Here is a 23461-nt window from a genome sequence, read left to right on the forward strand (position 1 = left end):
ATTTTCAAATAAAGACGTCATAATTTATGAATAAAGACAACAATTATTTTTATATCCGGATTTAACCTGATAATTTTGGACTCAGAGTTAAGAAGAGAAATTTAAACGTATTACATTATAAAACTAAATATATCCACTAAGGGTAAAAGTCAATAACCGGAAACATGATGATTCAATAATCTTACCACCTTCCTTAACAGGGAAATTACTTTTGAGGGAGGATGGTTTTTTTAAATTTAATTTCAAAAAACTAATACCATTTTCTATAAAAACTAACCGGATAATTTAGCTGTTCATACGATGCAGATAAATTAGTAAAGGCTTCATTACATGAGCCTTTCTATTAAAGTTTTCAGTTTTAATCGAAAAGAGACTGATCCCTTTCGGGCAGTCTCTTTTCTTTTTAAAACATTAAGGATTTATAATTACTTCCAGCCTCCGCCTAAGCTCTTATAAATATCCACAACTGTACTCAGCTGTTTTTGTTTTGCTTCCACCAGCTCCATTTTTGCATCCAGAGCATCTCTCTGATTGAGAAGAACCTCCAGGTAATCTGCCCTTGAATTTCTGAATAGCTGATTAGCAATATCTATCGATTGTTCCAAAGCCTTCGTTTCATCAGACTTCAGTTTATAATACTGATCTATGTTTTTTACTTTAGACATTAAATTGGCAACATCTAAATATGCATTCAGAATAGTTTTGTCATATTCATACAAAGACTGGATCTGTCGTGCGTCAGCGGTCTGGAAATTTGCTTTGATCGCACTTTTATTAATAAGCGGCCCTGCAAGCTCACCCACCAGACTTGCTGCCATGGATTCCGGTAATTTCACCAGATAAGAAGGTTTAAAAGCTTCCAGACCCAATGTTGCGGAAATTTCCAGAGTAGGATAAAATTCCTTTCTTGCTGCTTCAACATCCAGCTTTGCAGCTTTCAGTTCCAGCTCAGCCTGTTTAATATCAGGGCGGTTGGCAAGAAGCTGAGATGGAATTCCCGTATATACAGTCTGCGGAATCATAGACATGAAATCACTTTTTGAGCGTACAATAGTCTGCGGATATCTACCACATAAAGCATTGATCTCATTTTCCTTTTCTGTAATCTCCTGACGAATTGTATATTCCGTAGCTTTGGATTTTGCCAGTTCCGCTTCAAACTTTTTAACCGCCAGCTCTGTAGCCGCTGCTGCTTCTTTCTGAATTTTTGAGATCTCCAAAGCTTTCTCCTGCAGCTTCGTGTACTGCTGAATAATTTCAAGCTGATTGTCTAATGCTAAAAGCTCATAATAATTGTCGGCAATTTCTTCAATTAAATTAGAGAGTACAAAATTCTTTCCTTCTACTGTTGAAAGGTAATGCGCTATCGCTGATTCCTTTTCCGTTCTTAGTTTCTTCCAGATATCAACTTCCCAGTTGGCCATTAACCCACCTTCAAAATTTCCAAGCGGGTCCGGAACTTCCTTTCCGGGTTCTATTTCTGTAGAAGCATCACCTGCTCCTTCACTGGTATAACGCCCTACTTTACTGACCCCGGCTCCGACACCTGCAGAAACCGTTGGTGTTAACCTTCCTTTTTTAGCTAAAACGCCGCTCTTTGCAATTTCAATTTCCTGCAAAGTGATCATCAGCTCCTGATTATTTTTTAAAGCAGTTTCAATTAACGCTACTAAATTAGGATCAGTAAAAAACTGTCTCCATGGAGTTGTTCCGCTGTTGGCATTTGCATCGCCCTGCTCTTCCTGGTTAAAATTCTGAGGAATATTTTCTTTCACCTCGTCTTTTACGACGGTGGCCAAAGGCGCCTTACAGCTTGCTAAAACAAGCGATAAGACTATGGCCATTATATATTTATTATAAATCTTCATGTTTGTCATCGTGTTGGTACGGTTCTGTTTGTTCTGTTAAAGGATTTTCCTCCTCATATCTTGCCAGTCTCGACTTATCGGCAATGGTTCCGAAAATGTAATATAATCCAGGAATAATCATCAATCCGAAAACAGTTCCGATGAGCATCCCTCCTGCTGCTGCTGTACCAATGGTACGGTTTCCGATTGCTCCCGGTCCTGTTGCCAGAACCAATGGAATTAAACCTGCGATGAATGCAAATGATGTCATCAAAATCGGACGGAAACGGATCGCAGCTCCTTCAATTGCAGCCTGGGCAACAGGAATACCTTCCTCGGCTTTTTTCTGTACAGCAAATTCTACGATCAATACGGCATTTTTACCTAAAAGACCAATCAGCATGACCATTGCTACCTGAGCATAAATGTTATTTTCCAATCCTAATAATTTAAGACATAAGAAAGCCCCGAAAATACCTGTAGGCAACGATAGGATTACCGGTAACGGAAGAATGAAACTTTCATACTGCGCAGAAAGAATCAGGTAAACGAATCCTAGACACACTAAGAAAATGAAAATGGCCTCATTTCCGCGGCTTACCTCGTCTTTAGAAATCCCTGCCCAGTCGATTCCAAATCCTCTCGGAAGCGTTTTATCCGCTACTTCCTTGATGGCTGCAATAGCCTGTCCGGAACTGTAACCCGGAGCAGGAGTACCACTGACCTCGGCAGAATTGTACATATTATGTCTGGTAATTTCCGAAAGGCCATATACTTTTTCCAGATGCATAAAATCTGAATACGGAACCATCTGATCTTTATCGTTTTTCACATAAAGCTTTAACAAATCACTCGGCAACGCCCTATACTGAGGGCCAGCCTGAACGATTACTTTATAAGGCCTGTCGAAACGGATGAAACTTGTTTCATAATTGGAACCGATTAATGTTGATAAATTATCCATTGCATTTTCTATCGTCACTCCTTTTTGTTCGGCAAGATCATTATCCACTCTCAACATATACTGAGGGAAACTTGCAGAGTAGAAGGTAAATGCGGAACCCAATTCAGGACGTTTTTTCAATTCCCTTACGAAATCATTACTTACCTGCTCCATTTTATGATAGTCGCCACTTCCCGCCTTATCCAGCAGACGAAGCTCGAAACCACCTGCGGCACCATAGCCGGGAATAGACGGCGGCTGAAAGAATTCAATATTTGCACCCGGAATATTTTTTGCTTTTTCTTCAAGCTTTTCTATAATTTCTGCGGCAGATTCTTTACGGTCTTCCCAGCTTTTAAGGTTGATCAGACAGGTTCCTGAGTTTGAACCGGTACCTTCTGTTAAGATCTCATAACCGGCCAGTGAAGAAACAGACTGTACCCCGTCAATATCTTCAGATTCTCTTAATAATTCTTTGGCAATCTGATTGGTTCTTTCCAATGTAGAGCCCGGCGGCGTCTGGATAATTGCATAGATCATTCCCTGATCTTCCGCCGGTATAAATCCTGAAGGCAATGAGTTGCTCAAGAAAAATGTGCAAGCACAGAACGCTAATAATAAAGGTAAAGTGATCGTTTTTTTCTTCACCGTTTTATTAAGCATCTTTTCATATTTCCCTGCTCCTTTGTTGAATAGCCCATTAAATTTATCAAGGAAGATAGTAATCGGAGTTCTTCTTTTTGCTTTTCCGTGGTTATTTTTTAAGATTAAAGCACACAAAGCCGGAGTTAATGTTAAAGCAACAACTCCTGAAAGAATGATCGCAGAAGCCATCGTGATGGAAAACTGACGGTAAAATACCCCAACCGGACCGGACATGAATGCAATCGGAATAAATACAGATGCCATTACCAGAGTAATCGCGATAATTGCTCCGCTGATCTCGTGCATGGCTTCTTCTGTTGCTTTTAGCGGAGATAAATGCTTCTCCTCCATCTTGGCATGAACCGCTTCAATAACCACAATCGCATCATCTACCACTACCCCGATCGCCATTACAAGGGCAAAAAGCGAGATCATATTTAAGGTAATTCCGAATGCCGACATGACTGCAAAAGTTCCTACCAAAGATACCGGAACCGCTAACGCCGGAATTAATGTAGAGCGCCAATCTCCGAGGAATAAAAATACCACAATTGCCACTAAAATGAAAGCTTCAAATAATGTATGAACTACTTTTTCAATAGAAGCATCAAGGAATTTTGATACGTCGTAACTGATGTCATAATGCATTCCTTTCGGGAAAGTGGTTTTTTCTAACTCCGCCATCAAAGATTTTACGTTTTTGATCACGTCGCTTGCGTTGGAACCGTATGATTGCTTTACCGTGATCGCTGCAGAAGGTTTACCATTCAATGTAGAATAAATATCGTACATGGAAGAACCAAATTCTATATCGGCAACGTCTTTCAGCCGGATAAATTCTCCGTCCGGTTTTGCTTTAAGAATAATATTTCCGTAATCCTTTTCATTATTAAAACGGCCGGGATATTTTAAAATATATTCAAATGACTGCGATCTTTTACCGGAACTTTCTCCAGTTTTACCCGGAGATGCTTCCAAACTCTGCTGATTCAGGGATTCCATTACTTCATCTGCTGAAATGCTGTATGCCGTTAACCGATCCGGTTTCAGCCAGATACGCATTGCATATTCTCTGGTTCCGAGGATATCTGCAAAACCGACTCCACTTACCCTTCTTAATTCAGACATTACATTGATGTCTGCATAGTTGAAAAGGAATTTCTGGTCGGCTTTCGGGTCATCACTGTACAGGTTTATGTACATCAACATATTAGGTTCCTCCCTGGTAATTTTCACCCCTTCACGCACTACTAAAGGCGGAAGTTTATTTACTACTGAAGATACACGGTTCTGAACGTTTACAGCAGCAACATTCGGATCTGTTCCCAGATCAAAAACCACCTGAATGGATGCTTCCCCGTCGTTTCCGGCATCGGAAGTCATATATTTCATTCCCGGAACTCCATTTAATCCTCTTTCTAAAGGAATAACAACTGATTTAATCAGCAATTCGTTGTTGGCTCCCGGATAATCTGCCGTAATATTTACTTTGGGCGGAGAAATCGAAGGAAACTGTGTGATGGGTAATTTTAACAATGATAAAACTCCCATAAATACGATAATCAAAGAGATTACGATAGACAGAACAGGTCTGCGAATAAATTTCTTAAACATAATTACTTACTTCATTAAAGAGTCTTACTCTGCTTTTAATTTTAATGATTGAAGAACTTTTTTCGGATCCTGAGCTTTAATCTGAACCTTCTGATCGTCTTTCACTTTCTGAACGCCTTCCAGTAAGATTCTGTCACCGGTAGAAATTCCCGAAGCCACTACATAAACATCTGGAAGTTCGTAAGCAACTTTTATATTTTTAGATTTTGCCACCCCGTTTTTATCCACCACAAAAACATATTTCTGATCCTGGATTTCGTAAGTCGCTTTTTGCGGAATGATTAAAGCATTTTTTAAAGGTAAAGTCATTCTTACTTTACCCGTTTCACCGTTCCGTAATAATTTATCGGGATTGGGGAATTTTGCCCTGAAAGCAATATTTCCCGTTTCACTGTCGAATTCGCCTTCAATAGTCTGAATCTCACCCTTCTGAGGGAAAACATCGCCATTTGCCATAACCAGATCTACCTGGTTGCTGCCGCGTGATGCGATATTTCTCTGATAGTTCAGGTACTCTGGTTCGGAAACATTAAAATAAGTGTAAATGTCATTGTTATCCGAAAGTGAGGTTAGTAAATCTCCTTCATCCACAAGACTTCCCAATTTTAACGGGATTCTGTCAATAATCCCTGAAAACGGTGCTTTAATATCTGTAAAAGACAGGTGAATCTGGGCCAGTTTTGCTTCAGCATTTGCGGCATCCAGCTTGGCTTTTGCCATTGCTCTTTCGTTTTTGGAAACAATGTTGTTACTGGCCAATGTACTTGCATTTTTCAGTTCGATGGTAGCCTGGGCAACTTCCGCCTGAGCTTTCAGCAATTCTGCCTGGTATAATTTCGGCATAATTCTGAATAATGTCTGTCCCTGACGAACAAACTGGCCTTCATCCACAAAGATTCTCTCAAGGAAACCTTTTTCCTGTGCACGAACTTCAATGTTCTTTACAGATCTTATTTGAGCTACATATTCTTTATCAATCACCGTATCCATTACGATGGGTGAGGTTACAGGATAAACTGCAGCTTCTTCTTTTTCTTCTTTTTTCTTGTTACAGCTGAACAATAAAAGACTGCTTAGCGCAATGCTTGCGACAACTCTTTTGATCATAATTCTAGAGTTTATATAAATCGTTAATGTTTTAAATAGGAAAATGGCAATAAGGATAACAGCGATGTGATGATTGCCGGCAACACAACGCAGTTTATTTTCCGCCGTAAGAATCAGCAGAAAAAAGATCGACAAAGTCTTTTTAGATTCTGATAGAACGGATCAGAATGAATCTTTTAACCGTTGAAAAACCTGATAAATAGCCGTGAATAGAAGGCTTTAGTTTTTTGAAGCTTTTTAACCCGAAAATATAAACCAATGTAAAAACACTGGCAAAAACCATTATTGCCTGGAAGGTATCCGACAACTGAAAATTATCTTCCGTAAGCTCCAGAGAATAAGCGCTGCTTACATCATCGGCAACCTGTTGCATAGAAAGTTTGTCGTAGGTTTGATTTAAGCGATTCGCTTTTTTGGGTAAATTCTGAGAAGTATGAGTATAATTATTCTGTAATGTTCTGACATTAATTTTGCTCTCTACTACAAAAAGCAGAAAAAGAGTAGTCAAAAAATATACGATATAATTTCTCATAACTTTCAATGCACAAATGTAGGTGTTCAATGGACAATCTCTCAAATAAAAACCTAACATAATCCATTGCATTAACAATATTTAACACTGCTTTAAATTAGCTGAATTGCGATTTAATATCAATTATGACCCGCATAAAAACATTCCAAAATTTTAATTTTCAGCTTATTGCAAAAAATATTTTGAATTATAACAAACCATGGCATTCAATTTGCTTAACGTTGAGTCATTAAAAATTTCGTTAAAATGTTAATTTATCATAAAAAAAATAGATTGAAATTCAGAAACTCAGATTAAATTTTCTTTATAAAAACAATAAGCTATAGTGAATTATTTATAATGATATTTTAATCTAAGAATGTAATCTCTTTATACAAGCATATTGCAGAAGCTTCGCTTATCGTTATCCGTCTGAATTTAAATTCACAAAGTTTGAGTTATTGTAAACAGTATAATTATTAATAAAATTTTATAAAAAATTAACATATTATCTTTAATAAAGCCGTAAATTTATAAGTAATTAACACCAAATAATGCATTATATAAAAACAAAATACTATGAAAAATATATTACGAATAATTACATTAACATTAGTCTTTGCTTTAACGGCATGTAAGCATCAGTCTAAAGATGAAGAAGTTCATCTGCAGAATCTTACTGATACGGAAACGGTAACTGATGATAAAATTTCAAAAAACGTTTTTACTGATTCCTATGGTGATAAGCTTGAGGCAACACTTAATGAAACTAAAAATACGATAATTGTTCGCTTTGACGGAAAAACGTATGAGATGAAAAAAAGCGATGAGCTTCCTGAATATACGGCTACAAACCCGGATTATCAGTACTCTGATATACGTGGAGAAGTAACTTTTTTAAGAAAAGGATACAATATGGTTTTGTTTCACCATAAAAAAGATAAACAGGATTCCAATACCAAAATGGCATCTTATTAAACTGCACCTACAATAAATAATATATCTGAAAAAGCACTTTTGATTGTCAAAAGTGCTTTATTTTTTTTTCTTGTAAATCATACAGCATATTAGCAAAATAATGTTGACAACGACTGCGAAAGCATTGGAAAGTATGATCGGGAGCTCATCTTTTATAAATCCGTACCAAACCCATAAAGAAAGTCCGGAAATCAGGACTAAAATCATAGTCCATGACAGATCTTCAGCATTTTTCTGCTTTAATACTTTCACTAATTGCGGAATCATGGATACTGATGTTAAAATTCCCGCTACAATCCCCAGAATATTTTCGTTCATAACTTATCTTTTATTTAAGATAAGAAATTTCGTGCCGTGATGCAATCATTACAACTATGGTTATGTAAATCTTTCAAGAGCAATTTCTTCATGAAGAGGGATTTTATTTTCAATATAATCATATAAACTCCTGGAAAAATAGCACCCATTAAGAATTCCTCTTGCGCCAAGACCATTAAAAACATACATATCATAATGTAGATGATGTCTCCCGATAATCGGTCTTCTGTCTTTTACGGTGGGCCTGAATCCGAAATGTACTTCTTCAATACTAAAATCGTGAGGATAAAATTCCTTTAACCCGTTTTCAAGCTGTTTAACAGCAGAAGAATCTATCTCATGATGAAGCTGCTCTCTGTCATATGTTCCGCCATAGAAATACTTTTCATCATCAATTGGAAAAAGGAAATGCTTTTTCTTAATGGTATTATTTTCAGGTAAAGCCCTGGAAAGTTTAACTTTAATATGGTGACCTTTGTTGGGAACAACAGGAATATCCGAAAAGAAAGGATTGTCTTTTACCGCCATGCCTTCGCAGAATAAGATCTGTTTAAAGCTGATATTTTTATAAGTATGATCTGCAATGTTAAGATCAGAGTATATAAACTTTTCTTTGATAAGTTGTTGACGTTTTAGTAAAAAATCAAATAAACCCGTAAAAAACCCTTTAACATCCAACCTGGCAGACTGATTTACCTTTCCTGAATTAAAATCATTTTTTACCCCTTCTAAATGTGTGAAATTTTTATCTAAAAAATGAAAAAGATCATCGTTTGATGATTTTTTAAGCCAAAGCTGTTGCTCATTCTCATCATGAAAAATTCTGTGAATTGGTGCATCGATTAAATAATTCTGACCGGTATATTTTTCAATTTCGTTTAAAGTTTCCTTCAAAAAATCAATTTGTTCCTGAGCTTTCCAAAACGTAGTAAACTTTTTTAAAACTACCGGATTGATGATACCCGCGGAAACACGGGAGGCACTCGTTTTTTCTTCCGAGAATACAACAAATGATTTATTATTTTTTATAAGCTGATGGGCAAAGAAAAGCGAAGCATAACCATCTCCCACAATAATATAGTCTACATTTTCCATAATAAAAAAACCTGAGTAAAAATACTCAGGTTTTCTATAATTATCAAGTGAAATTTAGTAATTCCACATATCATTTTCCATTTGCAGGATTTGTGACTTGATTCTGTCACTTTCTTCTAATTGCTCATCAGCATCTCTTGGGATATAGTCCTTAATAACTCCATCACCAAGTCCTGTTGAAGATTTGAAGATCACAGAAGAGAATCTTCTTGCATTGATCAAATCATCGAAAGAAAGATCTGCAGAAGTATTTTTTCTGTTATAAACATAATTGTTAGCCAAAATTTCTCTTGCATTAGGATAATATACCCAGAAAAGATCGATTAATTCATCAGCTCCAGGCAAAGGCTGTCCATCCGGCGTAGTTCTACCTATCAATTTTGGATCTGGCCCCATTGCAGCAATTCCAAGAGGTCTGTACTTTAATTGTCCGTCTCTCTTATCGATGAACCACATTCCGAATACTTTTAAAACTTTAACTTTTTCTGTTGTTGTTTCATAAACGTCAGTAAGTTCTTTTTTCTCCTGTTCTGTAAGCTGACGTCCACTGTTTAAGATATTAATAGCTTCATCATCTACTCTTACGTCAACAAGTCTTGACTTGATCTGTTCAGGAGTAAGTCTTTGTACAAAGTTTTCATCATCATAAACTTCTTTGATGTCACCATTTAAAGCACCATCAAGTAAAAGTTTATACAAAGATTTTGTTTCTGAAGACAGTAATCCATCAGGATTGTTATAATAGAAAGGCTGATTGATTTTATCATTCATATCAATTACCTCCCAAACAAACATGCTTTTTAGGATATCCTTCTCATCAACAAACCCATATTCCAGAGGTTTTACTTTTTTGTCGATAACAGTATCTCCAACTTTCATTTTGTTCTCAGCTCTCATTTTTCTGAATTCTTCAGGAGAAGAAGCGTTCAGGATAGTCTGGGAAAAAGCGAATCCCGAAACTAATACTAAAAAACTGCTAATATATTTTTTCATAATTCTTTATTATTGAACATTAATTAATACAGGTGAAATATTTGGAATAATAGTATTTCCTAATCCAGTAGCTGTTGCTTTAATATCAAAGATATATACTCCGTCTCCAGGTCTTAGATTTCTAAACATTCCTGCTGCTCCTTGTAGAGAATTCCCTTGAACCTGCATTGAAGCTCTACCAGGTACTCTTACCATGAACGAAGTCACGTTGAAAGATACCGGGAAGTCAAAGTCAGGAATAACTGCCTGAAGCTGTTGATTTTCAACTGAAGATGCTGGTAATGTCAACATATTCTTCCCTCTGATCTGTCCTTGTGGAGGAGGTACATTTTTAATTCTGTATTCAAAAACCTGAGAAATTGATTTTCCGTAAGGATCTGTTCCAGATAATGTTATTTTCAGAATATTTCCTGCACCTGGTCTAACATCCCATTTACCTGGACCTGTACTCTTAACAGTAGCTCCAGGAGCAGATAAGGATAACTTAGCATTATCGGCACCTAAGATTGAACCTGAAACAGGGTTATCAAGGTTTCTGTACATCACATTCATTTTATCAGCTGAAAGCAATAAACCTTTCTGAAGTTTCACTTCCTGAGGACCAGCAATTACATTATATGTATGCGTGAACGGGAAGCTTTGTGCTTTTCCGGTAGCATCTGTTAAAGTAATGTTTCCACTTAATGTGTGTGGCCCGATTCCGCTGGTATTTAGTGTAGCATATCCTTTACCATTTTCCTGTCTTCCAACTCCAGAAATGTTAATTTTGTTACTGTTAGAATAATTACCTAACATTACCACTGCTTCGGCAGGCTTACCTGCAACAACATCTACAGGAGCAGAAACGATTGCTTCATAGCTTGTAAACTTGATGCTTGCATCCACTTTTTCCTGTAATAATAATGCTAATGCATCAGACTGTACATTTCTCGCATCATTCTGAATAATCTCAAGATTAGACAATGCTGCAATAAGAGGCTGGTGATAGAATTTATTCTGTAACCATGTTTTATTGTTTGGCGACTGTCCTTTAGGATATTCTGCGATTAATGATTTGTTAGCTCTTTCAATTAAATCTTTTAACTGAGAATTTCCTCCGAAAGTAGCATTGATATAGTTTCTGACATCATCAATTTTCGCTTTCAGTTCCATAGCTCCTTTTGATGCAGAGTTTTCATCTCCATCTTTAAAGAAATAGGTTGTAGTTGCTTCGTTGTTGTTCAGTGCTGAAAAATTTTCACTTACATCAATCAACTTTCCTGTTTTAGGATCTTTTTCTACAAATTCGGATTCTTTTTTAAGTTTATCCTTGATCTGATCTGCATGCTGTACCAACGCATTTATTTTCTGCTTCAGCTGCTGATATTGCTGCCAAGGCTGAGCATAGGTATCCGGTACCTGCTGAGCTTTAGCTTCTAACGTCTTTTCAAAGATATCTTCGTTTTTTCTTTCTGTTAATAAACGCGTATCTTTTAAAGCAACCGTAGAGTCATAATATGATCTAATGATTTCCGCATCAATATTTAGAGCCATCATCGCGATGAACACCAAATACATCAGGTTGATCATCTTCTGACGAGGTGTCTGTTTTCCTTGTGCCATTCTTTTCTTTTTGTTTTAGTTAAGTAGTTAAATTTAGAAATGGTTAAGGATTATGACTTCATAGCAGTTAGCATACCACCATAAACTCTGTTTAAGTTATTTAAGTTAGCTGTTAAACCTTGCAATTCTTGGTTGAATTTCTCTGAGTGTTCAGCAGACTTCTGCATATCTTCTACATATTTTTTAGCAAAATCAGACTGTCTTTGTCCGTTTTCCAACTGCATTGCATAAAGTGCATTCATGCTCTCCATGTGCTGAGCAGCTTTATTTAATTGTTCGTTATATTTATGTGTAGAAGCAGAAACATCTACCGTTTGATTGATCTGATCTACAGAACTTGAAAATTTATCGATTCCTGTTCTTAATCTTTCGAATAGCTGAACATCCAATTTAGCATCCTGAAGCATTTTATCTAATTTTCCTGAAAGAGAATTTTCAAGTTCAGCAAAATGATCGATTGTATTTTTAGCTGATACATTAGAGTGCAAAGGATTTGGATTTGCATGTTTATCTAATAATTCCGGATATACGTTTTCCCAAGCATAAGATTCTTCAGTTTTTGGCGGGTCGAAAGCGAAGATAATGAAGATGATCGCTTCTGTAATAAGTCCCACTGTAAGAGCAACGTTACCTGTGATAGGTCCAATGTTGATGTGAGTAATTTTAAGCCAAGCTCCAAGAATTACAATTGCAGCACCGAATGAATAGAAGAAATTCATCCAAGCATCTTTAGTCTTAAACATATAAGTTAGTTTTTTTTAATGTTAAATAAAAAATTGTTATTGAAAATAAAAATGGTTTGAAAAATTATCTGTTAATTTTTCTTGGCTTAACAGCAGCTTCAGGAATATCCTGTACGGTTCTGAATCCGATATAGCTTCTTGCTGAATCTTTTCTCTCCCAGTCTCTTGTACCGTTCATCAACATATATCCAACATCTTTCCAAGAACCACCTCTTACTGATTTTTTCGTATCAGTTAAATCTTTTGTAGAAGGGTTTAAAGTAGATGAGAACCCGTATGAAGAGTTGTTGTAAGCAGATAATGTCCATTCAGAAACGTTTCCAGCCATATCATATAATCCATAACCGTTTTTCTTAAATTTCTTTACAGGAGCAGTATATGTATAAGTACCTTTTTTGTTATCTTCCATGTAATCTCCTCTCTTAGGTTTGAAGTTTGCCAGGTAGCAACCTCTGTCATCCATTAAGTAAGGACCACCCCAAGGATAAGTAGCATTTTGCATTCCGCCTCTTGCAGCATATTCCCATTCGATTTCCGTTGGAAGTCTGAACTGCAATGGTCTTTGTTTTCTTCTTTTTAAACTTTCGTTATAATCGGATTTCAATTTGGATCTGAAGTTACAGTATGCTCTTGCCTGATCCCAGGTAACTCCAACTACAGGATAATCTTTGTAAGCTTTGTGCCAGAAATACTGTTCGAACAATGGTTCGTTATAAGCAAAATGGAAATCTTTTACCCAAACGGTTGTATCAGGATAGATGGCGATGCTTTCACTTCTAAGGTAGTTTACACCTCTTTCTTTTTCAGCCATAGCAACATCCATGTCCCCCCATCTGTAAGTATATTTAAGTTTACTAACATCAAGGATTCTTTCATTACCAACTCTTGAAGAAGCAGGCAAATACATTGATTCAAGAACCTCTGCATATTCTACGTCCGGATATTTGGACGTATTCCAATGCAATGGAACTTTCCAGTCGATTTTTTTGGTAGGATCAAAAGTACTTTCGTCTCCGCCTCCCTGTGCTTCTAAATATTCCTGATATGGTGTTAAATTTTCTTCTTTTTGAGCAAGGTATGCATAATCTCCTATGCTTGTTCCTCTTCCTTTACCTTCACCACCTTCTCCGGCAGCTTCAGCAAGTAGTGTTCTTGCGATAGAATCTCTTACATAGTTGATAAATACTCTATACTCAGCATTGGTAGTTTCTGCTTCATCCATGAAGAAAGAAGAAACAGTAACTGTTTTTGCCTGAGCTTTTTCAGGACTGTCTGTAAAATCCTGATCAGTTAGCCCCGCAACAAACGATCCTGCAGGAATTGCAACCATGCCGTATGGTCTTTCCGCAACAAATGATTTTGTTTTTTCTCTTGGTATCAACTCTCCTTTTGTTCCTGGTTTCCCCACAGAAGAAGTACCACCACCTGAACAAGATACCGACGCTACTGACGCAGACAATAATAAAAGAAATATCCTTTTCATGTTAATTTTTATAATTAAGCCGTAAATATATAATTTTTTTAAGAAACTTTTAAGATTTTTTTTGAAATAACGAAAGAAATCTAAATTTATTTTATTTACAAGTATTTTTTATTCCACAGTTACAGATTTTGCAAGGTTTCTCGGCTGGTCTACATTCGCTCCTCTATACACTGCAATATAGTACGCTAACAGCTGTAAAGGCACTGATGCCACGATTGGCGAGAAACATTCTGACGTTTCAGGGATCTCAATAACATAGTCCGACATTTCGCTTACCTGTGTATCTCCATTATTTACCACAGCGATTACCTTTCCTTTTCTTGCTTTAATTTCCTGAACATTACTTACAATCTTGTCATAATGTCCTTTTTTAGGAGCGATAATTACAATAGGCATATTTTCGTCGATCAATGCAATAGGACCGTGTTTCATTTCTGCTGCAGGGTATCCTTCTGCATGGATATAGGAAATCTCTTTTAGCTTCAATGCTCCCTCAAGGGCTGCCGGATAATTGTATCCTCTTCCCAGATAAAGGAAGTTTGTTGCATTTACAAAATCTTTAGCAATATTCTGCACAAGCTCATGAGTAGAACTTAATACATCTTCGATCTTTTTAGGGATAGCATCCAATTCAGCGGTTAAGCTCATGAAATCAGCATTTCCTAAGTTTCCGTTGTGTTTACCTAATTTTAATGCAATTAAGCTAAGAATTGTAAGCTGTGCCGTAAATGCCTTTGTAGAAGCTACACCGATTTCAGGGCCTGCGTGTGTATAGGATCCTGCGTCTGTAATTCTTGCAATAGATGAATCTACAACATTACAGATCCCATAAATAAATGCACCTTTCTCTTTTGCGAGTTTAAGGGCAGCCATGGTGTCTGCAGTTTCTCCGGATTGGGAAATCGCGATAACAACGTCTTTGTCCGTAATAATCGGGTTTCTGTATCTGAATTCAGAAGCGTATTCTACTTCAACAGGAATTCTTGCATATTCTTCGATAAGATATTCTCCGATGAGTCCTGCATGCCATGATGTTCCGCAGGCAATGATAATAATTCTGTTAGCATTTTTGAATTTCTCGATATGATCCCAGATTCCGGCCATTTTGATAACACCTTCATCCACCAGTAATCGTCCTCTCATGGTATCATGAACGGATTTTGGCTGTTCGAAGATTTCTTTTAACATGAAATGCTCATATCCGCTTTTTTCAATCTGCTCGAGACTTAACTTAAGTTTTTGGATTTCAGGTATGATTTTAGAATTTTCAGTAATAGTTCTGATATCCACACCATTTTCCAACGAGATGGTGGCCATGTGTCCTTCCTCAAGATAAATAGCTTCTTTTGTAAATTCCACAAAAGGAGAAGCGTCAGACGCTATAAAATATTCTTTATCGCCAATTCCTATTGCCAACGGAGACCCTAGTCTTCCAACAACAAGTACTCCCGGATAATCTTCATGCATTACGGTAATAGCATACGCTCCGTAAACTTCATTTAATGCATATCTTACAGCAGTAGGAAAATCCGTTTCATTGTTAAGGTCCATAAAATACTGAATAAGATTAACCAGAACTTCGGTATCTGTTTCAGATTTGAAGGAGAATCCTTTTTCCGTAAGCATTGTTTTGATGGTATCATAATTTTCAATGATTCCATTATGAATAATAGCTAGCTTCCCGTTATTAGATAAATGAGGGTGAGAGTTTCTGTCGCTTGGTACTCCGTGAGTTGCCCAGCGGGTGTGTCCCATCCCGATTTTAGCTTTACCTTTCAATTGGCCGGAAATATTCACCAGATCCTCAACTTTGCCTTTCGTTTTTTCAACCTCTAATTTGTTATTCCCATCTTCTAAAACGATTCCGGCACTGTCGTAGCCTCTGTATTCTAATCTTCTAAGACCGTTAATTACTATATCGTAAGCGTCTTGAAAGCCTGTGTATCCAACGATTCCGCACATAATTATATCAAGTGTTTAAGTGTTTTAAGTGTGTTTTTTTAATATTATTTTGTCCCGTAAGTAACCATAAGTTGTACACGGTTAGCATTTGTTGCATCTGTTCCGATAAATACTGCTCTGCTTGTATTATAAGAAGTAGTTGTAGATTTGTAACCGGCAAGAGTAGTTCCGTCGGAACTTGTTTCGAAACTTCCTAAATTTATTTTAAAATATTTTGTTTCGGTTTTGTCTGTTGACGCCTTGCTATCCGGTTCAATCATTTCTTTTATGGACTGTGTAACAATAAAGTCGTAATATGTTTTATCTGTATCCATATTGTACGCTTTAAAAATGGTATATCCGGTAACTCCTGCCAGCTTTAAGAGATCATTGGTAAAACTCGTTCTCACCTTGGTAGGATTAGAGGAATTTGCAGGATCAACATACCTGCGCAATAAAGTAAATTCTGTAGGCTTTTTAAATTTTGTACTGTTCCATGCAGGATCTACATAAATTCTGATCTTAGCACTTATTATAGCTGCTTTATTATTTTGATACAGATTTTTAAGATCATTAATGGTAGACTCAGGGATTTTAATTCCGATAGAATTCCCTCCCATTGCCTGGGCATAAAGTTTTGAATCACCAGTAACGCTGTTATATCCCGCACCTGAAACTGCAGAACCAGTTCTGGCATACTGGTACTGACCAATGTGAGCATTTCCTGATCCTAGTACGAATGAATAAGAAGTCTGCGGTCTTGTTGTGGTTCCGTTTTCCGTTTTATCATATTTATAATACATGATCATTTCCATATCATTAGGCGCAAACTGGAACAAATATCCGTCCGACTCTGCAACAGAAACTCTTAATCCTTTAAAATAACGGATAAAGTTGGATGCATCCTGAAGTTCAGGCTGATCTTTTTTGGCAATGATTTTAGTCTGGAAGAAATTTTTATCCAGCGGAATTCTGATTCCCGGTGTTGAAGCAGTAAATAATGCCGTACCTCCATCATCTTTTGTAATGGCAATAGAACTCGCGTTTCCATTAAATACTTTTGAACCTAATTCATTAGAATCAAACGCAAAAACGTCATTAGACTTTACCGTATCTGAAGCTGCTTTAAGGAAAGTCTGTACTTCATTTACCTTTATGGTTAAACTCTTTTTTGCTCTCCCGAATTTTAAAACAGGATATGTATTAACTACCTTTTTAGCATTTACCGCTCCATCCGCTGCTGTAGTATAAGTATAATTGTCGTCTACGGTATTTGTCGTAACAGAATCTGAGGCATATCTTGGTTTTATCACGAGAACTACAGAATCTACAGTAGCATTGGTTCCAAAGTCAGGATCATAAGTGGATAGTTTAACCTGAGTAAGATAAGACGCTTTCTGCATTCCGAACTGGCTTTCATTAAAAGCACCCAGCACTCCGTAAGTAAGTTTTGATGCATCCGTACGAATGGTATCGTTATTATTAATATTATATGCAACAACAGGAAAAGCCTGTTCTTTACCTTGTGCAGCGCCGTCTAAAAACAGCTGTTCTCCCAAAGTATCCGCATCCGGCTCACAATTGTAAAGTAATATACTTCCTAAAACCACCATAGAAATTGCGGTGATTGTCTTCTTAACAGTATGAATCATTAAAAATGTGTTTTCTTAATAAAGTTGATTAATAGAATCTATGTCCAGATATTCCGATTTCGGGGTTGATGTTTCATTGAATGCCTTATCAAGGTCTTCATCAAGAAACTCATCGCCCTTTACGATCATATCCACATAGCCCATACTTTCGGCAACGAAAGTTTTAACGCTTGGGTTATTTAACGCTTTAAGATCTGAAATATTATCAAACTTCAGCTTTTCGTCAATATTGGAAGCTAAAGGTGCATCTTTTTCATTGTATAACGAAAGAACAATTTTTGCATCCTTAAAATAAGTATCGGATTCGTAGTATGTTTTAAGATAAATAGGAACAAAAGATGACATCCATCCATTAAGATGAATCACATCAGGCACCCAATTGAGCTTTTTAATAGTTTCAATTACACCTCTGGCGAAGAAAATTGCTCTTTCATCATTATCATCAAAAGGATTTCCTTCATCATCAAAATAATATTGCTTTCTTTTGAAATATTCTTCGTTATCGATAAAGTATACCTGAAGTCTTTCCCCCGGAAGAGACGCTACTTTAATAATAAGAGGCTGATCCAGATCATTGATGATGATATTCATTCCCGACAGGCGGATCACTTCATGAAGCTGGAATTTCCTTTCACTTATTTGTCCAAATCTTGGCATAAAAACTCTTACATCATTGCCTTCATTGTGCATCTTAAGTGCCATTTTGTTTACCAATGCAGCCATATTTGTATCTTCCTGATATGGATACATCTCTGTAGTAATGTACAGTATTTTTTGATTCGGCATAAACTTCTATCTAATTTTTGTAAAAATGCTTTAATGCGCAAAATTACGAAAAAACATTCAACATTAATTTAATTAACATTTTTTTACGATAATTTACGGTCTGAAATTATTAAAACCGCGCGTAACTGTATCATAACTATATGATATTTTTAGTATTTTTGAATTACTATTAAAATAAACTATGGAAGTTTTAAAAAGCAAGAAGATCCTTCAGGATTTCATTGAAAGACAGAAAGAAATGGGAAAAAAGATAGGTTTTGCACCCACTATGGGAGCCCTGCATGACGGCCATCTTTCGCTCTATAAAATGGCCAGAGAAGAAAATGACCTGGTGGTTTCATCAATTTTTGTTAATCCAACCCAATTCAATAACCCGGAAGATCTTGAAAAATATCCGAGAGACATTAACCGCGACATTTTGATCCTTGAAAAATCCGGACTGGTAGATGCCGTTTACATTCCTGAAGTCACCGATATCTATCCTGAAAAGACCGAAAGCAGGCATTATGATTTTGATGGACTTGAAGATGAGATGGAAGGAAAATCCAGACCGGGCCATTTCGATGGTGTGGGAACGGTAGTAGAGGAACTTTTTTTACAGGTGAAACCAGACAGTGCTTATTTTGGTGAAAAGGATTTTCAGCAGCTTGCCATTATCAGAAAGATGACTGAAAAGAAAAAGCTTCCGATTAAAATAATTGGAGTTCCTATTTTCAGGGCAGAAAACGGACTGGCTTTAAGTTCCCGAAACCAGAGACTTGATAAAGACCGCAGAGAAGCTTCAAAAATAATTTATGAAACGTTGAAAAAAGTCAATGAATGGTTCCGTGTGTTAACAGTTCCTGAAATTAAACAGCGGGTACAGGATATTTTTGACAATCAAAGAGGAATGCAGCTTGAATATTTCCTGATTGCCGACGAAGAAACTCTGAAAGAAACAGATTTTTTCTATAAAGACAGAAACTTCAGGGCTTTTATCGTAGTTGTTGTAGACGGAGTGCGGCTGATCGACAATATGCATTTAGATTAAAAATCAGGCTGAGTTTAAACTAAGGTTTACACATTTAAAATAAAGATCCGGGCGTTGCTTTAAGCGGCGCCTTTTGTTTGATTTAAATACTATTAAGATCACTTAAAATTTTCAATTACTTCAGAACAGCTGGCTGTTGGAAAACTTTTCCTATCAGGATTAAAAATAAAAGAAATAGAATATATATATAAAAAAATCAAAGGCTTCTTGAGGAAGCCTTTGAAACACCAAATCACAAAATATTAATATGAAAAAAATTTACTTTTCAGTAAACTTGTGACCCGGCTGGGATTCGAACCCAGGACCCATACATTAAAAGTGTATTGCTCTACCAGCTGAGCTACCGAGTCGGTCACAATTAATAATGATAAATATAAATAAAATTTTTATTTTCAGTATTAATTATTTCAATTTTCTGCATTGTGCCTGCGACTGGACTCGAACCAGCACATCCTTAGGAAACCACCCCCTCAAGATGGCGTGTCTACCAATTTCACCACGCAGGCAAATAAAATTACAAAAATCTAGTAATTTTTTGCTAGTGACCCGGCTGGGATTCGAACCCAGGACCCATACATTAAAAGTGTATTGCTCTACCAGCTGAGCTACCGAGTCGGCCACTTTATTATCAAGTTTTCATTTGAATAATGTCCCTTGTTTTAAGTGGTGCAAAGATATAGCTTTTTTTTATTTCTCAAAACTTTTTTGCAAATTTGTTTAAAAAAAATTCATGATAATTTCACTGGTCGGATACATGGGAAGTGGCAAATCTCACATTTCCAAAATATTAAGCGAAAAACTAAATTTTAGACTTATTGACCTCGATAAAGAGATTTCTAAGCGAAATAAATTAACCATTCCGGAAATATTCGCAAAAAAAGGGGAAATCTATTTTAGGAAGCTGGAACGGGAGGCACTGGAAGAAATTCTGGCTACTGAAGAAAATCTGGTGCTAAGCCTGGGCGGAGGCACGCCCGCTTATTACAATAATATGGAAATTATCAACAGTAATTCCCAGAGTGTTTTTATGAGAGCTTCCGTAGGAACTTTAGCAGAAAGGCTATCCAAACAAAAGGAAAAACGTCCGCTTATTGCCAATATACCCGATGAAGATCTTCCCGAATTTATTGCCAAGCATTTGTTTGAGAGAAACGCTTTTTACAGTAAGGCACAGTTTCATGTGGTTACAGACAACAGACAACCTGAAGAAATTGTAGCTGAAATAATAGAAAAGCTCTATCTCTAGAGCTTTATTTATTAATCATCTTCTGAATTGTCGCCATCCTTTTCACCGAAAAAATCATCCCAGTCGGTAAAATCTGAAGCAATATCGTTTTCCACATAATCATCCATATCCCTTCTGTCTTTTTTCGTAGGCCTGCCCTCTCCCTTGATTCTGTAATAATCCTGGGACATTTTACGCATTTTCAGAAGCTCATACTGCTCTTTATCCGTTACATCTTTGATATGAAGCGGGACCAGCTTTGCGCCTATCCTGCTTTTAGGAATCTGGATCACCTTTATTTTATAGTCAATCTGATTTTTACGGATCTTAATCACATCTCCTTCTTTTACCTCTTTAGAAGACTTTACCACCGACTCGCCGATAGAAACCCTGTTCTTTTTGATTTCCTCTGTAGCGATGGTTCTGGTCTTATAAAAACGAATGCTCCATAAAAATTTATCTATTCTCATAATTTTTTATACTTTTGCCGTTATATTATTTGTAAAGTAATTAAAGTTTTTGAAATGAAAAAAATATTTTTATATATCCTTGCGGGATCTCTCTGCTTTTCTGCATGTAAAAAGGATGATGAGGTTGAAACTTTTATAGAACCTGAAGATGTATCGGTAAGAAATTCATATGACGACCAGGCTATTCAAAAGTTCATGGATAATAATTATCTTGATGCGCAGGGAAATATAAAAGCTTTCAGTTCAACAGACGCTTCTGATGACAATGAAAAAAAGCTTTCCGAGCTTAATCCGGTAAAACTTCCTTCAGGAGTAGTTTATATTATAAGAAACGGGGCACAGCCATCTCCCGGCGTAACCCTTGAAACCAATTCTACAGCAGACAACGCCACACAAATCAGAGTAATGATGAGGGCCAATTATTATCTTGCAGCAGAAAGTGATGGAAACATATCTTTCGGAAGCGCAGGAGTTCTTTTAAATACTATTAACGGTTCAGGTTCACCAGCGACAGACCCGCCCTACTATTATGTAAAAAACAATGTTCTTGAGAGTGCGACCAGCGATGATGCGAAAAAGAGAAGCTATTACGAAATCGAAGGACTTCAGGAAGGATTGAAATACTTTAAAGGGTACGAAAATAAAAATGACGGTGATCCTTACAACTTACAGGGCGTAATCATCGTTCCTTCAAGAGCAGCATTTGCAAGAGATCTGCATTATAACTATACAGGATTTTCGCTTAAAAACAATTGCTTTGTGTTTAACTTCGAAATTTACAAAGCCAACTTAAGACCGGCGAATGAAAAATAAACTAAAAACGCTTCAGAATATGAAGCGTTTTTTTTATGATCAGAATCCTGATTTATGTTTTACATTTCCCAGAATATCAGGGAAATAATGATCGGAAAGATGATCAAATTCATCACCTCTCATGAACATTGTTGCATCCACTTCTTCATAAGAACTTCTTCCTGCCGCAGCAATAAGTTCATTACAAGTATGCAGTGTATTTTTATGAAAGTGATATACTCTTTCGGCTTTATCAGTAACATCCAGTCCTTTGATCAGCATTTTATCCTGAGTGGCAACACCTGTAGGGCAATTATTAGAATTACATCTTAACGCCTGAATACAGCCCAGCGAGAACATAAAGCCTCTTGCATTGTTACACATATCTGCTCCCATAGCAACAGCTCTCAGGATATCCAGACTTGTTAAAACCTTTCCGCTGGCAATGACGCGAAGTTTATTTCGCAGATTGTAATTTTTAAGGGTTCTGTTTACAAAAATCAACGCAGGTTCCAATGGCATTCCCACACCGTCTGAAAATTCAGGTGGTGCTGCGCCAGTTCCTCCTTCCGCACCGTCTACGGTAATGAAATCCGGATAAATTTTTAATACATTCATCTGAACACAGACGTCTTCAAATTCCTTCGTATCACCTATACAGAGTTTAAAACCAACAGGTTTCCCTCCGGAAAGTTCCCGCAGCTCCTGTACGAATCTCAGCAATCCTGCTGCATCAGAAAATGCGGAATGTGATGGCGGAGAAATAATTGTCATCCCCGGAGTTACGTGACGGATTTTGGCAATTTCCGGAGTATTTTTCACCCCTGGTAAAACACCGCCGTGCCCTGGTTTAGCTCCCTGCGAAAGCTTAATTTCAATCATTTTTACATTAGGAAGATTGGAATATTTTGCAAACAGTTCAGCATTAAACTTTCCTTCATCATCGCGGCATCCGAAATACCCCGTTCCGATTTGCCAGCAAAGATCCCCTCCTTCAAGATGATAAGGTGAAATACCTCCTTCCCCTGTATTATGATAAAAATTACCTTTTTTGGCACCTCTGTTCAATGATAGCTGAGCACGGTCACTCAATGATCCGAAGCTCATCGCTGAAATATTCAATAAGGAAGCATGATAAGGCTGCGTGCACTGTGCCCCTCCCACCCATACTCTCGGAAGTTCTTCCGAAGGCGACTTTGCATAAATAGAATGCTTGATTCCTTCGTATTTCCGGTGGTTGATTTCCAGCTGCGTCCCGAAAGCAACAGTATCCCCTAAGTTTTTGGCTCTTCTATACACTGCAGAACGCTGATTTCTCGGAAATGGTTTTCCGTCTGTTTCCCTTTCAATAAAATACTGTTGCATCTCCGGTGAAATACTTTCGAAAAAATACCTGAAATAGCCTAATACAGGAAAGTTTCTTAAAATTGCATGTTTCGTCTGATAGGTATTATAAACCCCTAATGCATAAATGGCAGTCAAAAGAATAGGTATCCAGTAATGCGCCCTGATGAGTAATGCTACAACCCAGGTAACCATCACCAATACCAGTCCCCAAGATAAAAACTTATCTCTCATTTCTATTATTTTTCTATAAAGATAAAGATTTAAAAAGATTTTAATGGCTGGAATAGAGTAAAATCTGATATTCCTCAGCCTTCTTGAGCCTGTCTAACAAACAAATAC

The 23461-nt window shown here is 36.9% G+C and carries 19 protein-coding genes and 3 tRNA genes; 4 read left to right on the forward strand and 18 right to left on the reverse strand.

The features are described from left to right. Positions 1 to 425: 425 nt before the first annotated feature. The 4 genes from U9K52_RS19160 to U9K52_RS19175 form a co-directional block, all read right to left on the reverse strand. Entirely contained in the window at positions 426 to 1868 is a 1443-nt protein-coding gene (locus U9K52_RS19160; RefSeq protein ID WP_263602412.1) for a TolC family protein, read from the reverse strand. Then, positions 1855 to 5049 (reverse strand): efflux RND transporter permease subunit, encoded by a 3195-nt coding sequence (locus tag U9K52_RS19165; protein WP_248394629.1) that lies wholly within the window; start codon positions 5047 to 5049, stop codon positions 1855 to 1857. The genes U9K52_RS19160 and U9K52_RS19165 overlap by 14 nt, the downstream gene beginning before the upstream one ends. Positions 5050 to 5073: 24 nt before the next feature. Then, complete coding sequence (locus U9K52_RS19170; protein WP_322927786.1) at positions 5074 to 6156, reverse strand: efflux RND transporter periplasmic adaptor subunit; 1083 nt, start codon at positions 6154 to 6156, stop codon at positions 5074 to 5076. Between the two features lie 142 nt (positions 6157 to 6298). Beyond that, positions 6299 to 6688 (reverse strand): hypothetical protein, encoded by a 390-nt coding sequence (locus U9K52_RS19175; RefSeq protein ID WP_322927787.1) that lies wholly within the window; start codon positions 6686 to 6688, stop codon positions 6299 to 6301. Between the two features lie 558 nt (positions 6689 to 7246). Here U9K52_RS19175 and U9K52_RS19180 point away from each other — a divergent pair. Next, complete coding sequence (locus U9K52_RS19180) at positions 7247 to 7645, forward strand: hypothetical protein (protein ID WP_322927788.1); 399 nt, start codon at positions 7247 to 7249, stop codon at positions 7643 to 7645. A 57-nt stretch (positions 7646 to 7702) separates the two neighbouring features. Here U9K52_RS19180 and U9K52_RS19185 read toward each other — a convergent pair whose 3' ends face one another. From U9K52_RS19185 to U9K52_RS19225, 9 genes are all read right to left on the reverse strand, one after another. After that, positions 7703 to 7963 (reverse strand): SemiSWEET transporter, encoded by a 261-nt coding sequence (locus U9K52_RS19185; RefSeq protein WP_248394635.1) that lies wholly within the window; start codon positions 7961 to 7963, stop codon positions 7703 to 7705. A 60-nt stretch (positions 7964 to 8023) separates the two neighbouring features. Further along, entirely contained in the window at positions 8024 to 9058 is a 1035-nt protein-coding gene (locus U9K52_RS19190; protein ID WP_322927789.1) for an FAD-dependent oxidoreductase, read from the reverse strand. A gap of 54 nt (positions 9059 to 9112) precedes the next feature. Beyond that, the gene (gene gldN / locus U9K52_RS19195; RefSeq protein WP_248394637.1) at positions 9113 to 10051 is read right to left on the reverse strand and encodes a gliding motility protein GldN; all 939 of its coding nucleotides are present in this window, start codon (positions 10049 to 10051) and stop codon (positions 9113 to 9115) included. Between the two features lie 9 nt (positions 10052 to 10060). Continuing rightward, positions 10061 to 11653: a GldM family protein gene (locus tag U9K52_RS19200; protein WP_248394638.1), complete on the reverse strand. Its 1593-nt coding sequence runs from the start codon at positions 11651 to 11653 to the stop codon at positions 10061 to 10063. A gap of 50 nt (positions 11654 to 11703) precedes the next feature. Continuing rightward, positions 11704 to 12396: a gliding motility protein GldL gene (gldL, locus tag U9K52_RS19205; protein ID WP_072886096.1), complete on the reverse strand. Its 693-nt coding sequence runs from the start codon at positions 12394 to 12396 to the stop codon at positions 11704 to 11706. 64 nt (positions 12397 to 12460) lie between these two features. Next, positions 12461 to 13879 (reverse strand): gliding motility lipoprotein GldK, encoded by a 1419-nt coding sequence (gene gldK, locus U9K52_RS19210; RefSeq protein WP_248394639.1) that lies wholly within the window; start codon positions 13877 to 13879, stop codon positions 12461 to 12463. A gap of 108 nt (positions 13880 to 13987) precedes the next feature. Next, positions 13988 to 15841 (reverse strand): glutamine--fructose-6-phosphate transaminase (isomerizing), encoded by a 1854-nt coding sequence (glmS, locus tag U9K52_RS19215; RefSeq protein WP_248394640.1) that lies wholly within the window; start codon positions 15839 to 15841, stop codon positions 13988 to 13990. A 44-nt stretch (positions 15842 to 15885) separates the two neighbouring features. Next, complete coding sequence (locus tag U9K52_RS19220) at positions 15886 to 17472, reverse strand: DUF4270 domain-containing protein (RefSeq protein WP_263602407.1); 1587 nt, start codon at positions 17470 to 17472, stop codon at positions 15886 to 15888. Between the two features lie 15 nt (positions 17473 to 17487). Next, positions 17488 to 18258: a glycogen/starch synthase gene (locus tag U9K52_RS19225; protein ID WP_322927790.1), complete on the reverse strand. Its 771-nt coding sequence runs from the start codon at positions 18256 to 18258 to the stop codon at positions 17488 to 17490. Between the two features lie 181 nt (positions 18259 to 18439). Between U9K52_RS19225 and panC the strand changes: the two genes are divergently transcribed. Continuing rightward, positions 18440 to 19288, forward strand: a complete 849-nt coding sequence (panC, locus tag U9K52_RS19230) for a pantoate--beta-alanine ligase (protein ID WP_312175295.1) — start codon at positions 18440 to 18442, stop codon at positions 19286 to 19288. Between the two features lie 277 nt (positions 19289 to 19565). On the opposite strand, the gene U9K52_RS19235 is transcribed toward panC, so the two are convergent. From U9K52_RS19235 to U9K52_RS19245, 3 genes are all read right to left on the reverse strand, one after another. Further along, a tRNA-Lys gene (locus U9K52_RS19235) sits at positions 19566 to 19638 on the reverse strand. A gap of 73 nt (positions 19639 to 19711) precedes the next feature. Further along, a tRNA-Leu gene (locus U9K52_RS19240) sits at positions 19712 to 19794 on the reverse strand. A gap of 36 nt (positions 19795 to 19830) precedes the next feature. Then, positions 19831 to 19903, reverse strand: a tRNA-Lys gene (locus U9K52_RS19245). Positions 19904 to 20018: 115 nt separating this feature from the next. On the opposite strand from U9K52_RS19245, the gene U9K52_RS19250 reads away from it, so the two are divergent. Beyond that, the gene (locus tag U9K52_RS19250) at positions 20019 to 20534 is read left to right on the forward strand and encodes a shikimate kinase (protein WP_248394647.1); all 516 of its coding nucleotides are present in this window, start codon (positions 20019 to 20021) and stop codon (positions 20532 to 20534) included. Between the two features lie 11 nt (positions 20535 to 20545). Here the strand turns inward: U9K52_RS19250 and U9K52_RS19255 are convergent, their stop codons facing one another. Further along, positions 20546 to 20983, reverse strand: coding sequence for an RNA-binding S4 domain-containing protein (locus U9K52_RS19255; protein ID WP_248394649.1), 438 nt, complete (start codon positions 20981 to 20983; stop codon positions 20546 to 20548). A 54-nt stretch (positions 20984 to 21037) separates the two neighbouring features. Between U9K52_RS19255 and U9K52_RS19260 the strand changes: the two genes are divergently transcribed. Further along, on the forward strand, positions 21038 to 21796 hold the full coding sequence (locus U9K52_RS19260) for a hypothetical protein (RefSeq protein WP_263602406.1): 759 nt from the start codon (positions 21038 to 21040) through the stop codon (positions 21794 to 21796). Positions 21797 to 21835: 39 nt separating this feature from the next. Here U9K52_RS19260 and U9K52_RS19265 read toward each other — a convergent pair whose 3' ends face one another. Then, positions 21836 to 23353, reverse strand: coding sequence for an FMN-binding glutamate synthase family protein (locus U9K52_RS19265; protein ID WP_322927791.1), 1518 nt, complete (start codon positions 23351 to 23353; stop codon positions 21836 to 21838). Between the last annotated feature and the right edge of the window lie 108 nt (positions 23354 to 23461).

Origin of the sequence: Chryseobacterium sp. MHB01 (assembly GCF_034651565.1) — a bacterium.
Classification (GTDB): Bacteria; Bacteroidota; Bacteroidia; order Flavobacteriales; family Weeksellaceae; genus Chryseobacterium; species Chryseobacterium nepalense.

Bases quoted from the DNA above. Each gene is read 5' to 3' on its own strand.
- U9K52_RS19160 (WP_263602412.1), bottom strand. From the start codon at position 1,868: ATGAAGATTTATAATAAATATATAATGGCCATAGTCTTATCGCTTGTT.
- U9K52_RS19165 (WP_248394629.1), bottom strand. From the start codon at position 5,049: ATGTTTAAGAAATTTATTCGCAGACCTGTTCTGTCTATCGTAATCTCT.
- U9K52_RS19170 (WP_322927786.1), bottom strand. From the start codon at position 6,156: ATGATCAAAAGAGTTGTCGCAAGCATTGCGCTAAGCAGTCTTTTATTG.
- U9K52_RS19175 (WP_322927787.1), bottom strand. From the start codon at position 6,688: ATGAGAAATTATATCGTATATTTTTTGACTACTCTTTTTCTGCTTTTT.
- U9K52_RS19180 (WP_322927788.1), top strand. From the start codon at position 7,247: ATGAAAAATATATTACGAATAATTACATTAACATTAGTCTTTGCTTTA.
- U9K52_RS19185 (WP_248394635.1), bottom strand. From the start codon at position 7,963: ATGAACGAAAATATTCTGGGGATTGTAGCGGGAATTTTAACATCAGTA.
- U9K52_RS19190 (WP_322927789.1), bottom strand. From the start codon at position 9,058: ATGGAAAATGTAGACTATATTATTGTGGGAGATGGTTATGCTTCGCTT.
- gldN (WP_248394637.1), bottom strand. From the start codon at position 10,051: ATGAAAAAATATATTAGCAGTTTTTTAGTATTAGTTTCGGGATTCGCT.
- U9K52_RS19200 (WP_248394638.1), bottom strand. From the start codon at position 11,653: ATGGCACAAGGAAAACAGACACCTCGTCAGAAGATGATCAACCTGATG.
- gldL (WP_072886096.1), bottom strand. From the start codon at position 12,396: ATGTTTAAGACTAAAGATGCTTGGATGAATTTCTTCTATTCATTCGGT.
- gldK (WP_248394639.1), bottom strand. From the start codon at position 13,879: ATGAAAAGGATATTTCTTTTATTATTGTCTGCGTCAGTAGCGTCGGTA.
- glmS (WP_248394640.1), bottom strand. From the start codon at position 15,841: ATGTGCGGAATCGTTGGATACACAGGCTTTCAAGACGCTTACGATATA.
- U9K52_RS19220 (WP_263602407.1), bottom strand. From the start codon at position 17,472: ATGATTCATACTGTTAAGAAGACAATCACCGCAATTTCTATGGTGGTT.
- U9K52_RS19225 (WP_322927790.1), bottom strand. From the start codon at position 18,258: ATGCCGAATCAAAAAATACTGTACATTACTACAGAGATGTATCCATAT.
- panC (WP_312175295.1), top strand. From the start codon at position 18,440: ATGGAAGTTTTAAAAAGCAAGAAGATCCTTCAGGATTTCATTGAAAGA.
- U9K52_RS19250 (WP_248394647.1), top strand. From the start codon at position 20,019: ATGATAATTTCACTGGTCGGATACATGGGAAGTGGCAAATCTCACATT.
- U9K52_RS19255 (WP_248394649.1), bottom strand. From the start codon at position 20,983: ATGAGAATAGATAAATTTTTATGGAGCATTCGTTTTTATAAGACCAGA.
- U9K52_RS19260 (WP_263602406.1), top strand. From the start codon at position 21,038: ATGAAAAAAATATTTTTATATATCCTTGCGGGATCTCTCTGCTTTTCT.
- U9K52_RS19265 (WP_322927791.1), bottom strand. From the start codon at position 23,353: ATGAGAGATAAGTTTTTATCTTGGGGACTGGTATTGGTGATGGTTACC.